Raw genomic sequence first — 16051 nt, 5'->3', positions numbered from 1 at the left:
CCCTTTTAAGTTTACTACTAGTAGCTTTTGCAAATATTGGAACCCAAGGGACGGGATCATACGTGAACTGTATGATTGTAAAAAGTGGGATGCCCAAAGTAAGCTATAAACTAATGGTTTGGATTGCCATGGTATACGTGAGCCTACTTACAATTTGGGGAGGAGTGGAAGAGTACTTCGGTTCCTTCATCTCCCTAGCCGCCTATATTCAAGGACCCATTATCGGAATGATCGTTGTCGACTACTTTATCTTGAGAAAACGAAAACTCGATTTGCGTTCAGCCTATTTCCTTGAGGGACATAAAGCTTATGAGTTTACAAATGGCTTTAATCTGGTAGGATTATCTTGTGTAATCATTTCTTTGTTAGTTGCGGTACTATTTGTTTATAACCCTGTAACTGCACAAATTCAAAGTTCAATCTTTTTAATCACAACTGGTAGTGGTTTTACTGCGATTTTTGGAGGTCTATTGTACTGGTTAGCTAGCTTAACTCCTTTAAAACTCTATATGATCAAGGATCGAGATTCCGTTACGATTTAAGAATAGAGGATTGATTAGAAACGTCCCTCTTACTAGAGAATTTAGAAAATCTTTATTGATACGGTAGAATAGGCTGAACAGGTATTTGAAATTTCTGTAGAAGAAATTCCAAACGTGAAAACGAAATACAGCTATCTAGCTCAGGTGTTTGGAACATCATACTATCACTCTTTTGTGAGGATTATTTTAAGTGAATCCATTAGGAAAGTTTCTCTGTATTTGGTACCATTATAGTGGGCAGTATGGTCAACTAAAATTAATTTTTAGTCGGAGGAATGACAAAATAAGAATTGGTATTGAACTTGAACAATTAGTTGTAGGAGAAACTAAAAAATGACTATAAAAATGAAAGCCTTAATCTATGTGTATTTATCTCCCCTTTCTTAAAAGTTTATTTTACATAAGTAATTGATATGATAGTCAATCATATTCTGATTATCTTAGCCATGACAGGAGGTATTCAATAAAATGTCCAAGATGAATGACTTCATTCAACAGGAGACCATAACGGGAATCGTTCCCATGACCAACAAGGATCGTCAGTATTCTTTCTGGGATCTCTTCCTATCGACAAGTGGTTTTGCCATCGCAACCTGGTGTTATACCCAAGGAGCCTATGTGGCTCAATATTTAACCTTTAATCAAATGTTGATTAATATTTTTAGTTTTAACATTATCTGGGTCTTTATTGAATGTCTCCCTATTTTGTTTGCTGTTAAATATGGAATTGATTTATGGATTTGGTTGAGAGCCGTTCTAGGTAAAAAAGGGGTGGCCATTCTATCAACCGTGATTAGTCTGGCGAATTTTGGTTGGTACGCCGTTACCGCTGATCTTTTTGCCAGCTCCATGATTCATTTGGCAAATAATTTTGGGCTTGGTTTAGACAAGGGAGTATGGGCACCGATTCTAGGCACCCTCTGTGTTCTCCTTGGAACGCTGATTGCTCTTGGGGGCCCAGATGTGATTAAAGGTACTAATCGCTTTCTGGTGGTTGCCTTGTTATTTGTTGGGCTAATCATCGTTGGAATCTGTTTTGTTGCGGTTCCGATTAGCGATATTATGAATGTCCAACCTGCCATCCAAGAAAATTTGACACCGATTGAACGTTTTATGATGTCAGGGGAAGGAAATGTGGCCGTAGCCTTTTCTTGGTCTACACAAGCCTTTGTCTTACCACGTTTGGCAAAATCAGAACGCAGTGGCTATTGGGCTACAGCCTTGTCATATGGGGTTGTTGCTCCATTCTTTGCTGCGACAGGTGGAGTCATGGCTCTAGCCATGTTTGTCAAAACAGGTGTCTATGAAAGTGACCCTACGACGATGCTTTCAACTCTAAGCACACCTGCCTTTGCCCTTTTAAGTTTACTACTAGTAGCATTTGCCAATATTGGAACCCAAGGGACAGGATCATACGTGAACTGTATGATTGTAAAAAGTGGGATGCCCAAAGTAAGCTATAAACTAATGGTTTGGATTGCGATGGTATACGTGAGCCTACTTACAATTTGGGGAGGAGTGGAAGAGTACTTCGGTTCCTTCATCTCACTAGCCGCTTATATTCAAGGACCCATTATCGGAATGATCGTTGTCGACTACTTTATCTTGAGAAAACGAAAACTCGATTTGCGTTCAGCCTATTTCCTTGAGGGACATAAAGCTTATGAGTTTACAAATGGCTTTAATCTGGTAGGATTATCTTGTGTAATCATTTCCTTGTTAGTTGCAGTACTATTTGTTTATAACCCTGTAACAAAGCACATCCAGAGTCCTATGTTCCTGCTCACAACTGGTAGTGGCTTCACTGCAATTTTTGGAGGTCTATTGTACTGGTTAGCTAGCTTAACTCGTTTAAAACGCTATATGCTCAAGGATAAAGATTCCGTTAAGATTTAAGTTTAAGAGAGAACGTTGTGTACTACCCCAAAAAGTTGGAAAAATAATTATTGAAAGGATTTAGTTCTGTATTGCACAGGACTAAGTCCTTTTAGTTTTACATTAATTCGTTTATTATTGTAGTAATCAATGTAGTCTACAATAGCTTGTTCTAATTGCTTAAGAGACGTAAACATCTTCTTATAGCCATAAAATATTTCCGATTTCAAAATGCCGAAGAAGGACGCCACGTCTTCCCTGGCTTGACTGTTATGGAAAATCTAGAAATGGGAGCTTTCTTAAAGAAAAACCGTGAAGAAAATCAAGCTAACTTGAAGAAGGTCTTTTCACGCTTCCCACGTCTTGAAGAACGCAAGAACCAGGACGCAGCCACTCTTTCAGGAGGAGAACAACAAATGCTTGCCATGGGACGCGCTCTTATGTCAACACCAAAACTTCTTCTTTTAGATGAACCATCAATGGGACTTGCCCCAATCTTTATCCAAGAGATTTTTGATATCATTCAAGATATCCAGAAGCAAGGAACAACTGTCCTCTTGATTGAACAAAATGCTAATAAAGCACTCGCTATCTCTGACCGAGGCTATGTACTGGAAACAGGGAAAATCGTTCTATCAGGAACAGGAAAAGAACTCGCTTCATCAGAAGAAGTCAGAAAAGCATATCTGGGTGGCTAAACTAGTCTGGGAGACTAGTTTAGGTTGCAAATGAAGATTGCGAAGCAATCATCATTATAGTCCGGGGGACCTTTTTAGTCGGTGAATAGAGATTGCGAAGCAGTCATCAAATCCAGGGGATTATTTTAGTCTGCATATTGAGATTGCAAAGCAATTCTCATCTGCACTGGAAGGTTAGCTTCTAATCATTGAAATGGAACAGAATGAAGTGTGTCTACCCTTCATTCACAGAGCTCGATTTCAGAGCTCTTTTTGCTAGCTTATTCATACTTTTCTGAATTTTGAAAAAGAAATGTAAGCGTTTGATAGATTTACAAAAAGATTGTATAATAGGGATAAGAACAGAAAAGGAGAAGTCTCATGGCAGTTAAAGATTTTATGACCCGTAAGGTAGTGTATATTAGTCCAGATACAACAGTATCTCATGCAGCAGATTTGATGAGAGAGCAAGGGTTGCATCGCTTGCCTGTTATCGAAAATGATCAATTAGTTGGTTTGGTAACTGAAGGAACCATTGCGCAAGCTAGTCCATCCAAAGCAACCAGTCTTTCTATCTATGAGATGAACTATCTTCTAAATAAGACAAAAGTAAAAGATGTGATGATTCGCGAAGTTGTCACTGTTTCAGGCTATGCGAGTCTAGAGGATGCAACTTATCTGATGTTGAAAAATAAGATTGGTATTCTTCCTGTAGTAGATAACCATCAAGTCTATGGGGTTATTACGGACCGTGATGTTTTCCAAGCCTTTCTTGAAATTGCTGGTTATGGTGAGGAAGGAATTCGTGTGCGCTTTGTTACGGAAAACGAAATTGGCGTTCTTGGAAAAATTATTTCTTTGATTGTAGAAGAAAAGTTGAATATCTCGCATACAGTCAATATTCCGCGTAAAGATGGTAAGGTGATTATAGAAGTTCAAATCGATGGATCAATTGATTTACCAGCCTTGAAAGAAAAATTTGAATCAGAGAATATTCAAGTAGAAGAAATTACTCGTACTTCAGCAAAAGTCTTGTAAGAAAGGAAGCCGAAAGGCTTCTTTTTACGTGTAATAAGGGATTAGAGCAAAAGATGGAAAGAAATGAATGAAAATCTGAAATATTACCTTTTGATTTAGAGTAAAGGTAATTTAAAATTTAAAGATTTTTAAATTTTCTAAATATTGACAGAAGTAATAAATCGAAAAAATTATGCTGTATTTTATAAGTAACTATTTATTGTATTCTATATGACTTTAATTATGGATTAATACTATAAATTTTTTTCCAAAAATCCTTGATTCATATATGAAATAATGTTATAATAAAACAAAAAACATAGGAGTAAAAATATGTCAGGACAAATTCGTGTATCTCCAGAAACCCTCCAATCACGTGCACGTGAATATGGAAAAGCTGCAAACGATATCAGAGTTATTTTGAGCAATCTTCAACGCTTGCAAGATACCTTGCGTTCGGAATGGGAAGGTGCTGCGTTCCAAGGCTTTGATCAACAATTCTCTGAATTGAAACCAAAGGTTGAAAACTTTGCTGATTTAATGCAACAAATCAATACACAACTTGATAAGACTGCTCAAGCGATGCAACAAAATGACCAAGACTTATCTAGAAACTTTGGTCTTCAATAATCTAAAGTTGAGGTTGAGGAGAAATCCTCAACTTTTTTACTATATTTAATTAAGGAGAAAATGTGAGAAAGAAAGTTTTATTTAGCTTAGGGATGCTACTGTTATTTGTGACAATGATAGTATCCTTCTTTGCAATTGTAAAACCAACACCTATCAGCCGAACGAACTCAGATTCCTCGGTGCAACAAGCCCCTATTAAAGTAGCTATTGTTAATGAAGATACGGGTAAGGTATATAATGGACAACCGATTAACATTGCGAATACTTTAGTAAATTCGTTCATAGCTAAAAATAATTACAAAGTGGAAGTTGTTTCTAGGTCAATCGCTGAAAGCGGTCTAAAAAATGAGACTTATCAGTTGATGATAGTCTTGCCAAGTAAATTTTCAGAAGAAGCTTTAGCAATCGAATCAACTTCCCCTGTTCAGGCGAAGTTTCAATATCAAATTCAATCAAGTGACCAACTGACTGTCAAACAGGCTGAACAAGCTGTAGTAGCTTTCAAAGAGCTCTTTAATAAGGATTTGATTAATATTTATTTCACTAGTATTATCGGGAATTTGAAAACAGCACAAGGCCAGGTTGCAGATGTAGTTACAAATGAACATGAGTCACTGACTTCTTTTAATAATAAGTTAGTGGATCCTCTTGCTCAATATGGTCAACAGTTTAATGGGTTGGGTTCATCACCGAATAATCTCTTATCATCGTATTCGTCATTTAACAAGACCCTGTTAAATACAAATGATGCCTTTAAATCAATTGATTCTGTTAATAAGACATATGAGGGAACAATAAATGGAATAGATAAGCAACAAAAAAAATGGAATACTTCCTTGGATGATAGAGAAAAGTCTTTGGCCAACTATGATAATAAATTTTCTAAATTATCAGTTAAGGAACAATTAAATCAATTATCTGCTATAAACACTCAAGTTACTGAGAAGTTATCAGAGCCAGCTATTTGGAAAGAAACTACTGATACGGCTTCTTCCTATAATCAAGATATCGCAAAACTTCTCGAAAGCTTGAAGAATAATAACAAGGAAATTGATAATACCTTATCAAATTATGATACAAAGATTAGAGAAGCAGTAGAGTCTTCCTTGGCTAAAAACCCCTCAGTGGTAGATGGAGCTAATAAAACTCTTGGAAGTTATATCAAGTCGTTAAATACTAGTATGCAAAATCAAATTACTAGTAAATGGCCAAGTGTATACTACGATGATGCAACTATAAATAATCTCTCTTTGTCAGATGCTGATAAACAACATTTGAAAAATATTAGTGCTTTTATAAGGTGGTATAGTAAGAAGATAGGGAAAGATTTGCCAACTTTGCAATCTACAACACTTGAAAATGAAGAGTTCTCTCAGTTAAAGAATGACATTAAATCTAAGAGCACAACAAAACGTGATCTAACATTGCCTTCATTTGAAGGGAAAATTTCAAAATTAACGTTAACAGTACCAAGCGGATACTATCTTAAAGAATCAAACTATGGATTTTCTGATCTTGGAGGAGGGAGTTATCAGGTATCTATCCCTAGTGAAGCATCTCCAGGTATGACTATTTCATACACACTAGGAATCAAGAATGAAAATGATCTCAATGTCTTATCACCTGTGCTTGTTAAGTATCAATTAGATACGACAGAAGATGTAAAAGTTATAAAGGAAGATGCCCCTTATGTAGAAAAAGATAAAGATAAAATAGAGAATGAGACAGTTCATGCTGCGCCTGTTAGTCCAGCTACTTCTGTAACGTCAAGTTCCTCTACGTCTGATGTGCAGAAACCAACAGAAATTATCACAATTACGAAGACCATCACGACTACTAAGATAAATCAAACAGAAAAAAAAGTTTTGAATCGTCATTATGAGATGCAAGACATTATTTCTAACTGGGAGTACAATCCTACCAAGCTAACTCAAGCGGTTTATAAAGATGTTGAGGCGTATCTACAGTTATCAGGAATTGTTACTGCGTATTACGGCTTAGATTTATCTAAAAATACGTACACAGACACTACGTTTGTTCCGGCAGAAAGTTCTCTTGCTGCCTTAGCAAATAATGATGACCTCAAGACTATTGTGACCAATCTAATCAAAGCAACTACAGTAGAAGCTCTAAAATCAGATTTGAAGATTTCTGATAAAAAATTGACGGATATTCAGTCTCGATTAGCCAATGCTGAGAAATTAACCTCTAACATTGAACAGCTGAGAACAACAACCAATAATCTAATAACTCAGTTAAGAAAGTTAATTGAACAGACCGAATTAGTGGATCAAACAATTAAAGATAAGCCTAGTTTTGTTGTAACAGAAAAAGTAGATAATACTAGTATGGTTGATGTTAGTATGGATATGAACAGGGACCTAGGTACACTGATGTCAGCTAGTAGAACCTTGATGGACAATACAAAAGCAAACCAAGCTGTTTCTGAGACGATACAAGCTACTATGACTCAGTTGACGAATGATGTTAATACATTGGAAAAAGACGGAAAATCATTAAGTGCACGCGTTTCTGAATTGAAAAATATCATGTCTAGTGAATATGGCTCAAACGAAGAATTCCTTAAAAACTTTTCTACTGTTTTGAGCAATACTAGAACGGGTAATACCAAAAATGATGCAGTCTATGAATATTTGTCGAATCCTGTTGATGCTTCTAAAATTGGGAATGTCGTATCAGCTGCGACCAATAGACCGTCACAGACGAATCGTCAAGATGAGAGATCAGGACTCCTTGTTATCTTAATCAGCTATCTTGTTAGCCTAGTTGTTGCCTATCTTTTCCAACATGCAGATAAAGAAGAATTGCAAAGGTTAATCAGTTTGAAGGACCGTTTGTCATGGAGAAATTCTTCTGGACCAATGTTCTTCCTAAGTGTGATTTCAGTAGCTGTTGGTTCTATAATTGCGATTGTTTCTGGAGTTAAACTTGCTTTCTCTGTAGGTCAATTGAGCTGGTTTGTAATGCTTCTTGTCTTGGTGAGTCTAATGATGACATATAGTCTGAATATCCTTCTTGATAAACTAAAAAGTCTTGGATTTTTGATAAGCATAAGTCTATTACTGCTTTATATCATTTCAGCAACTCAATTATTTGATGAATATTATGTGAATCCAGCTCCTATTTTAACAACTCTTTCTCCGTTAACATATCTTGAAGGTGTAGTGAGATCATTCATTAATCAGCAAAACGGAGTTGTTCAGTCAGTAATGGTAATTGTTGTTCTAACAATTGCTTTGGGACTTGTAAATATTTTCTTGTATCGCCAAGTTAAGGATAGCAAGTAATATGAAAAAAAATATTGTCTTTATCTTTCTATTGTTTTCAATTTTTACAAAAGGTAGTGTTGCTTTTGCAAACGATGGATCTTTGCAAATAGATACGTCTTTAGATAAGAATACCAAGAAAACAGAGATTCAGTACTTTGAACAGGAGAGTAATTTGACAAAGTTATTTCATCCTGAGACATATAAATTGATTGATACAACTAAAAAATTGGATAAAGAAAAGTATCAATTAGTTAAAACAAACTTATTTAGCACTAAAGTGGAATCGGAGAATATCGTTAATGAGTATCAGTCTGCTTTATTTACCAATCAGATTCAAATCAACCACAGTGATAAAAAGACTGTTTCACTTAAAAATGTAAAGTCTCCTGTTTCTTGGACTGCAATTTTATTGTTTATACTAGGGATGATTGTCACAATTTACTCGCTCTTTTATAAAAAGTTACATATAGCTAAACAATAAAGTCGATAGAAAAATACATAAAGGGAGATACAAAATGTATCTCTTTTTATAAATAGAAAGTTCTTTAATATTCATGTTTTGCGTGATATAATAGGCATAGCATAATAGATTTAGGAGTTTTATATGGAAGAGTACATTAATATTAGTCTGGATTGTTCGCCTTTTTTATCTAAAATATTAGATTTAAGGGTCCCTACTGAGTTAACGATTAAAGAATTGATACAAATCGTCTCAGATACTTATGGTATTGGAATTAAGGTAATGAATCCAAGTGTAAGAAATCAACAGTCAGGAGAAATTCTTGCTAGTACGAGCAGTCTAGTATTAGTGAAAGACGGAGTTTTATTAAACCTGGAAAGAATATAGTAAGGGAGTCAGGTATGGAAGTTCAAAAAATTGAATTAGTAGTTGGAGATATCAAGGGAAATCGTGAAATAGCTTATGCTTTATTAACAGCAATACAACCTTATTTTGTGAATCAAAATGTTATTGAGGAAGAAGGTAAACTAACGATTGAAAGTCTATTGACTGATGAATATTATTCTTGGGATAAGCTGACTACGATGATTGAGGAAGAAAAATTACGTCATCTGATCAATGTTGGTCAATTATTTAACTCGCTGAAGGATTCAATTTATACTTATGAATTATCACCTAGTAATTTAGTGTTTTCACGAAATGGGAACCCTCTATTCATTTTTCGTGGTGTTAAAGGGCAAGTGCCTCCCTATGATGCATTGAAGCTAGAGGCGTTTACAGTTAACTTTAAAGCTATGATAGTATCTCTATTAGATAAAAAGGTAAGTTATGAAAAATTAGTGGAGGGACAGTCGCCATTTTATAAAGGAAAACTGTTTTGTGAGACCATCATGAAGTCTGAAAATTTGGATGAAATCTTAGCCTTACTACTAGAAAAATACTTAGAAGAAAAGGAACAAAATAAAGAAAAATTTTCACGTGTTCCTAATAAACTTGTTTCGCGGTTGAAGTGGACTACCATTATTGCATCATTTATTGGAGTGCTATCAATTGTTGGAGTGTTTTACTTTGCATTGTTCGCTATGCCTAATCAACAAATGATTTCAGGTTTACGTTTGGCTTTTGTAAACCAAGATTATTCTTCGGTTGTATCTACTGTTAAAAATACAGATTCTAAATCACTTAGTCAAGATGATGCTTATATGGTGGCTTATTCCGTCATTAAAACAGAGCCTTTAACAGAAACGCAAAAGACAGAGCTATCCAAAATATCAACTCAATCAAGTACAGACTATCTTCGTTACTGGGTTTTAATTGGGCAGTCGAAAGTTGATGAAGCTATAGATATTGCAAGTTACTTAGATGACCCACAATTATTGATGTATGGTCTTACCAAAAAGGTTGATGAAGTTCAGAGAAACCCTAACCTCACATCTGAACAACGTACTGAGCAACTAAACAATTATAAGAGTAAATTGGAAGAATTGAAGAAAAACTACCTAACACCAGAGACGAATAAGTCGAATACGACTTCAACTTCAACAGAGTCAAGATAGGAGTGGTCTATGAATTATTTATTTTTTGAAGACAATGTTTATCCACTCTATACAGGGAATACCTATCAACTGGGGCCTTCTATAGCTTCTAATATCTATCTTCCTATTCTTGAAAATGTGGTGTTGGAAGTCAAGGAAACGGGAGTTGAACTGCTCGGAGAGACTTATTCTTATGGGTATCATTTGGTTTCCATAGCTGAAGATATAAGTGTATCCTTATTGATTATTAAAAACACCGAGTATTACCTTCTTCCCGAAAAAATACTATATTTATCAGATAAGAAAGAAGCGACTATTCGCTTAGTTGATTTTCCTATAGAAATCATTTTGAGCTTTGATGGGACAAATAAGACGATTTATAGTGCTAGTCCATATTATCTTAATGGTGAAAGAAGAAAAGGGACGCAAAATATTCAAGATATGGACCAACTTGTTTTTGAACAAGGTCTAGCTTTATCCGTTCAAAAACAAATCTTATCGATTCATTCACTATTTTCTATTGAGACGAGCTTACTGCCTTTTTCTGAAGTAATGGTCGAGGATCGTTCAAAAGAATTTCATCGCTCTCCACGGATTATTCTGAGAGAACCCGAGGATACAGTAACGATTGCTTCGGCACCAACAGATGATGAAGGCAACAAACAATCGTTACTAAGATTGATTATTACCCCTTTGGCGATGATTGTCTTTACGATACTAACGATTTACTTCACACGTAGTGGTGGCATGATGTTCATGATGATGGGGATGTCTGTCATTACTATTGGGACTTCCATTCATACTTATTTTTCTGATAAAAAATCACATAAGGAACTTCAAGAACAGAAAATTGTTGAGTATATGAAATACTTGGAAACCAAGTATTCACAATTAGCTAACTTACGTAAAGAACAAGTTAAGGCTTTGGTGTATCATTTCCCTGGCATGGATCAGATTTTAGAAATGGTAGAAAAAACGGATAGACGTATTTACGAAAAGACACTTTATCATTTTGATTTTCTGTCTTATCGTTTGGGTTTGGGTGAAGTTAATTCTAGTTTTTCTATTGAGTATTCAGATTCTGAATTAACAAAATATAATGTAGCTGCTAACCAAAAAATTCAAGAACTACTTTCCTACTATCGTGTGACTAAGCAGGTACCTATTACACATACATTAACAAATCCTACGGGCTATATCGGAACACGGCAAATAGTGATTGAACAAGTTCAACAGATGATGATGCAATTAGCGACTTTTCAAAGTTACCATGATTTACAGTTTATTCCAATTTTCCGAGAGGAAGAGTTTGAGTTATGGAATTGGAGTCGATGGCTACCTCATACGAAAATAAAAGCACTAAATAGCCGTGGTTTTGTTTACAATCAACGTACTCGAGATCAACTATTAACGTCGCTCTATCAAGTTATTAAAGATAGAAAGTTAGATAGTGAGCAGGATAAAGGGAAAGAAAAGCAATACAGCCCTCATTATATTCTCTTTCTTACAGATTTAAGTCTGATGTTGGATCACAACATTATGGAGTACATCAATGAAGATTTATCCCATTTAGGGATTCATTATGTATTCGTAGAAGAAGTACTTGAGAGTCTACCAGAACACGTTAAGACAGTTGTTGACTATCGAGGAGATAAAAAAGGTACAGTATTACTTCAGGATGGCAATTATACAAATAAAGAAATTACGCCTCTTCCTCCTGTAAGTTTATCGGAAAAGGAAAATTTTGCGAGAAATCTTGCGGGTATTCATCATGTTCAGACTTTGCGTAATTCGATTCCGAATAGTATTACCTTCCTAGAGATGTATGGAGTCAATAAGGTAGAGGAACTAGAACTTTTAAAACGATGGCAAGACAATGAAACTTTCCAAACAATGGCTGTTCCTCTAGGAGTTCGAGGTAGAGATGATATTCTTTATCTAAACATCCATGAGAAGGCGCATGGGCCTCATGGATTGATTGCTGGTACTACGGGGTCAGGGAAGTCTGAGCTTATTCAGTCCTACATTCTATCTTTAGCTGTGAACTACCATCCGTATGAGGTTGCTTTCCTCTTGATTGACTATAAAGGTGGAGGGATGGCTAATCTCTTTGCAGACCTACCTCATGTTGTTGGTACGATTACAAACTTGGATGGCAACCAGGCCAATCGAGCTCTGGTATCTATCAAAGCTGAACTTAAGAAGCGTCAGCGTATTTTTGCAGAAAATGATGTCAATCATATCAACCAGTATATGAAACTCTTCAAGGAAGGGAAGGTCAAAGAACCATTACCACATCTATTAATCATTAGTGATGAGTTTGCAGAGTTGAAGGCGAATCAACCTGATTTCATGGATGAATTAGTCTCTACAGCTCGTATTGGTCGATCATTGGGGGTTAAATTAATTTTAGCAACCCAAAAACCTAGTGGGGTTGTCAACGATCAAATTTGGTCGAACTCTAAGTTTAAAATAGCCCTTAAAGTACAGGATGCTGCAGATTCTAGAGAAGTAATCAAAACATCTGATGCCGCAGAAATCACCCAGACAGGTAGAGCCTATCTTCAAGTCGGAAACAATGAAATCTATGAGCTATTCCAAAGCGCTTGGTCAGGTGCGGATTATAATCCAGAAGGACGAAATCATGTTCAAAAAAACACAACTGTGTATGAGATTACAAGTAATGGTCAATACAATGCCATTAATAAAGATTTGAGTGGTTTAGTCAATAAAAAAGAAGCAAAGGCTGTTCCAACAGAATTAGACGCCATTGTAGAAAAAGCCCGTGAAGTCTTTGATGGTCTTCATATTCATCAGGTAGCCAGTCCTTGGTTGCCACCACTTGAAGAGAAGATATATGCTAAAGATACACAATCGACTAACTACAAGGATTATTGGGGACGTTCAGAGGCATTGCAACCTATTTTAATTGGGTATCAAGATATTCCAGAAAGACAGGAACAATCTCCCCTTTACTTCAATATGGAACAAAGAGGTCATATTTTGTTGGTTTCTAGTCCAGGATTCGGTAAGTCCACTTTTCTACAGAACTTTGCGATGGATGTGATTCGTAAGCACACACCAGAACAGGTCCATTTCTACCTCTATGATTTTGGTACCAGTGGCTTAATCTCTATTTCAGATTTTCCTCATGTTGCAGATTATTTCACCTTGGATGAAACTGAGAAAATCATGAAATCCCTTCGATTCTTGAATAGAGAGATAAAAACTCGGAAACATGCTCTTTCGCAAGCAAGAGCCACAAATCTAAGGCAATACAATCAGTTGTCAGATGAGAGTTTTCCAACTATTTTCATAGAGATAGATGGTTTTGATAGTGTAATGGATGCCCCATTTGTCGATGCCTTTTATGATACTTTAAATGTCATTTCTCGAGATGGTGCCTCTCTAGGAATCTATCTGGTTGTGACACTTTCTCGTCTCAATGCGATGCGTCTACAGCTACAATCGAACTTTAAGACCAAGATTTCTCTCTTCTTATTTGATACCAGTGACTTATCAGGTGTATTAGGACGTTCAAATATTCCACTCGATGAAATTAAAGGCCGTGCCATAGCTAAATTGGATGATATTGTCCAATTCCAAGTGATGTTGCCATACAGCAGTGAACATTATACGGATTACATAAAGGAAGTTCGTGCAGAACAAGAAGCAATGGCTGTGGCATACGATGGCCCACTTCCTGCAGGTATCCCAATGTTACCAGAAAAGGTAACCAAAGAGGTGATGTCAGAAATCTTAGAAAGCAGTCAAGACTTTATCTTGGGGCTCGAAAGAGAAGCCGTTGTTCCAGCATCCTTTAGTTTTAAACGACCTATTCTTATAGCCTCAGACAGTCCTGCTTTTGTAACGAATTACTATAAATTACTAGAATATCACCTAAACCGTTTATCAGGAGTGTATAATACTGTTATTTTAGATCCTAGTCAGCGTATTAACAATCAGTTCTTTGATGGTATTCAACGATTTAATACTTCTTTAGAGGTTGATAATGTCATGAAGACGATATTAGAAGACTTTAAGAAACGGGTTGCGTCTCCGAGTCAGGACTATCCAAAATGGTTAATTTTGATACCTGATATTGCTGCGACGGCTATGGCGGCTGGAGTGAGTGAACTGGACTTCAAGCAACTCCTTAGTGAAGGAGCTCAGTATGGAGTAACCTTGCTCTTTATAGGCGCCTACCAAGATCTAGTAGCGAACAATTACGATAATTTTGTCAAACTAGTTAATCAGCTAGTAGAACAAGTCTTTCTCGGTGTACGTATCAGTGATCAAGATCATACTCGCTATCCTTACATCACAAATGAGCCGGCACTGAAACCGAACCAGGGTTATATTCTTTATCCAGATCATTATGAATCCGTTCAATTATTAGAAATTTAGAGAGGTTATTTATGTCAGATACTAAATTATTACCACTAGGCAGTGTTATTGTTTTAAAGGGAAGTACTAAAAAGATGCTCATCATTGCTCGTGTGATTGCAGCACCTGTCAAAGGAGATCTCTACCGTTTTGATTACGGAGCCTGTCTCTATCCAGAAGGAATGGTAGGAGATAGCCTTATCTACTTTAATCATGAAGATGTTTTTAAGGTTGTTCAAGAGGGCTATAGCGATGATGATAATGAGCTTATGTTAGAACATATTGCTTCGGTTGTCTCTACAACAGATATTCCTAAAGGGAATGTTGCTGAGTTGAATGAAGTAAATGAACTAGGAGGCTAATACATGGGGCAAATAGACTATGATCAAATCTATTATCTTCAAGGTAGAGTGAATGCCTACTCCGCCAGCATCTCCTCCGCCCAATCACGGATTACTTCCATCGATGAAAAATTGGAACGTCTTCGTACGGCCAAGAAGTCTGTAGGGGAAATCCAACAAAATGTTCACAATATCAAGTATCCCATCATGCACCGAAATATTCAGCCAGAATGGCAAGGCAAACAAAAGGATGATTTCACCAAGCAGTGGGAAACCTTCTCTAGTGACTACACGAGTTTTCAAACGGAGATGAATACCTTCTATGATGCCATCTGTGATGAAATCACTAGGTTGGAAAACCAAAAAAATGAAGAACATGGCATTATTGGTTGGTGCCAAAGTCAGATTAACAATCTGGGAAATTTCATCGAGAAGCTACTACATACGAAGGAGGGGTAAGGTCATGTATGGAACGATTCAATTATCTGAGGTTCTGTTTAACGCGCACATCAGTAGTTTGACCAAGGCTCAGGCTAGTTTGGCTGGAGTGAGTAAGCCAAACTTTAACACGACATCGGAATCCAAGGTGATCGATTTGTATCAGGAACAATTCAATGAGCTCTATCAGTTGATGACGAGCTATACGTCCTTATTGGGAACAGACATCGCCTTGATGTCCGCTACAGGAAAAGAATTGGCCCGTACAGATACTGTATTGGGACAAACACTGTTTTCTGGCTTGCAGTAGGGAGGTTCTATGAGTTACAAGATAAAATTTGATGATATTACCTCTGTTCAAGTGGAGAGTCAAAAGACGATGAATGCTTGGGAAGAGGCCATCGCTAGTCTAAATAAGGCTATGAGCGACTTCATCAACAATCAAAATCTCCAAGGTCAGGCCATCTCGAGTATGCGCAATTACCTAGTAGAGGTGCATGGGACTCTTCTTCAAACTCTGGTCAATCTGATGAATGACTACTCAACTAACCTCCTACTGTACAAGGATGGCTACTATCAAATTGATTCAAGCAATCATGCAAAGTTACCGGGTCAGGTGTTTACAACCCTTCATAGTGATTTAAAGAGTTCACGTGACAATCTAAAGAGTGAGATTGAACTCTTGAACACGACCAAGGACAAGGTTTCAGACTTGGTAAGCTATTCAGGAAGTAGTCATACCAGTACGGTCATGAACTATAACTTTCTCATGAATCAGGTCAAGAACTTGGACAACTCGATCATCCAGTATGAAAGTAATCATGCGAGTCAGGATTTGGTTGCCTTTAAGGAACTCTTGT

The 16051-nt window shown here is 36.6% G+C and carries 13 protein-coding genes and 2 pseudogenes; 14 read left to right on the top strand and 1 reads right to left on the bottom strand.

Annotation, left to right across the window (positions count from 1 at the left end):
• The coding region (locus PAN06_RS08850) for a cytosine permease (protein WP_269796106.1) at positions 1 to 542 on the top strand (542 nt) is incomplete at its 5' end.
• A gap of 468 nt (positions 543 to 1010) precedes the next feature.
• The gene (locus PAN06_RS08845; RefSeq protein ID WP_004261582.1) at positions 1011 to 2438 is read left to right on the top strand and encodes a cytosine permease; all 1428 of its coding nucleotides are present in this window, start codon (positions 1011 to 1013) and stop codon (positions 2436 to 2438) included.
• A gap of 47 nt (positions 2439 to 2485) precedes the next feature.
• Here PAN06_RS08845 and PAN06_RS08840 read toward each other — a convergent pair.
• A pseudogene (locus tag PAN06_RS08840) lies at positions 2486 to 2662 on the bottom strand (IS3 family transposase); the annotation flags it as partial.
• On the opposite strand from PAN06_RS08840, the pseudogene PAN06_RS08835 reads away from it, so the two are divergent.
• From PAN06_RS08835 to PAN06_RS08780, 12 genes and pseudogenes are all read left to right on the top strand, one after another.
• Positions 2657 to 3115, top strand: a pseudogene (locus PAN06_RS08835) (ABC transporter ATP-binding protein); the annotation flags it as partial. The pseudogenes PAN06_RS08840 and PAN06_RS08835 overlap by 6 nt on opposite strands.
• Before the next feature lie 360 nt (positions 3116 to 3475).
• Complete coding sequence (locus PAN06_RS08830; RefSeq protein ID WP_042750276.1) at positions 3476 to 4132, top strand: CBS domain-containing protein; 657 nt, start codon at positions 3476 to 3478, stop codon at positions 4130 to 4132.
• 312 nt (positions 4133 to 4444) lie between these two features.
• The gene (locus PAN06_RS08825; protein ID WP_004261570.1) at positions 4445 to 4741 is read left to right on the top strand and encodes a WXG100 family type VII secretion target; all 297 of its coding nucleotides are present in this window, start codon (positions 4445 to 4447) and stop codon (positions 4739 to 4741) included.
• A 62-nt stretch (positions 4742 to 4803) separates the two neighbouring features.
• Positions 4804 to 8049, top strand: a complete 3246-nt coding sequence (gene esaA / locus PAN06_RS08820) for a type VII secretion protein EsaA (protein WP_269796105.1) — start codon at positions 4804 to 4806, stop codon at positions 8047 to 8049.
• 1 nt (position 8050) lies between these two features.
• On the top strand, positions 8051 to 8512 hold the full coding sequence (gene essA / locus PAN06_RS08815) for a type VII secretion protein EssA (protein WP_004261567.1): 462 nt from the start codon (positions 8051 to 8053) through the stop codon (positions 8510 to 8512).
• 123 nt (positions 8513 to 8635) lie between these two features.
• The gene (locus PAN06_RS08810; RefSeq protein WP_125453220.1) at positions 8636 to 8878 is read left to right on the top strand and encodes a type VII secretion protein; all 243 of its coding nucleotides are present in this window, start codon (positions 8636 to 8638) and stop codon (positions 8876 to 8878) included.
• 14 nt (positions 8879 to 8892) lie between these two features.
• Entirely contained in the window at positions 8893 to 10047 is a 1155-nt protein-coding gene (gene essB, locus PAN06_RS08805; protein WP_042750269.1) for a type VII secretion protein EssB, read from the top strand.
• Between the two features lie 9 nt (positions 10048 to 10056).
• Complete coding sequence (gene essC / locus PAN06_RS08800; protein WP_269796104.1) at positions 10057 to 14433, top strand: type VII secretion protein EssC; 4377 nt, start codon at positions 10057 to 10059, stop codon at positions 14431 to 14433.
• Positions 14434 to 14444: 11 nt separating this feature from the next.
• A complete protein-coding gene (locus PAN06_RS08795) occupies positions 14445 to 14774 on the top strand; it encodes a DUF4176 domain-containing protein (RefSeq protein ID WP_049486988.1) in 330 nt (109 codons plus the stop codon).
• Positions 14775 to 14777: 3 nt separating this feature from the next.
• Entirely contained in the window at positions 14778 to 15212 is a 435-nt protein-coding gene (locus tag PAN06_RS08790) for a DUF5082 family protein (RefSeq protein ID WP_120769975.1), read from the top strand.
• Between the two features lie 4 nt (positions 15213 to 15216).
• Positions 15217 to 15501, top strand: coding sequence for a TIGR04197 family type VII secretion effector (locus PAN06_RS08785; RefSeq protein ID WP_269796103.1), 285 nt, complete (start codon positions 15217 to 15219; stop codon positions 15499 to 15501).
• Between the two features lie 9 nt (positions 15502 to 15510).
• Positions 15511 to 16051: T7SS effector LXG polymorphic toxin (locus tag PAN06_RS08780; protein ID WP_269796102.1), on the top strand; the 541-nt coding region annotated here is incomplete at its 3' end.

The organism is Streptococcus sp. SM3 (genome assembly GCF_027497875.1).
This window is presented reverse-complemented; position numbering and strand designations above follow the sequence as displayed.

What these genes read in the sequence shown, in the direction of transcription:
- PAN06_RS08830 (WP_042750276.1), top strand. Translation starts at nt 3,476, where the DNA reads ATGGCAGTTAAAGATTTTATGACCCGTAAGGTAGTGTATATTAGTCCA.
- essC (WP_269796104.1), top strand. Translation starts at nt 10,057, where the DNA reads ATGAATTATTTATTTTTTGAAGACAATGTTTATCCACTCTATACAGGG.
- PAN06_RS08845 (WP_004261582.1), top strand. Translation starts at nt 1,011, where the DNA reads ATGTCCAAGATGAATGACTTCATTCAACAGGAGACCATAACGGGAATC.
- essA (WP_004261567.1), top strand. Translation starts at nt 8,051, where the DNA reads ATGAAAAAAAATATTGTCTTTATCTTTCTATTGTTTTCAATTTTTACA.
- PAN06_RS08795 (WP_049486988.1), top strand. Translation starts at nt 14,445, where the DNA reads ATGTCAGATACTAAATTATTACCACTAGGCAGTGTTATTGTTTTAAAG.
- essB (WP_042750269.1), top strand. Translation starts at nt 8,893, where the DNA reads ATGGAAGTTCAAAAAATTGAATTAGTAGTTGGAGATATCAAGGGAAAT.
- PAN06_RS08785 (WP_269796103.1), top strand. Translation starts at nt 15,217, where the DNA reads ATGTATGGAACGATTCAATTATCTGAGGTTCTGTTTAACGCGCACATC.
- PAN06_RS08825 (WP_004261570.1), top strand. Translation starts at nt 4,445, where the DNA reads ATGTCAGGACAAATTCGTGTATCTCCAGAAACCCTCCAATCACGTGCA.
- PAN06_RS08790 (WP_120769975.1), top strand. Translation starts at nt 14,778, where the DNA reads ATGGGGCAAATAGACTATGATCAAATCTATTATCTTCAAGGTAGAGTG.
- PAN06_RS08810 (WP_125453220.1), top strand. Translation starts at nt 8,636, where the DNA reads ATGGAAGAGTACATTAATATTAGTCTGGATTGTTCGCCTTTTTTATCT.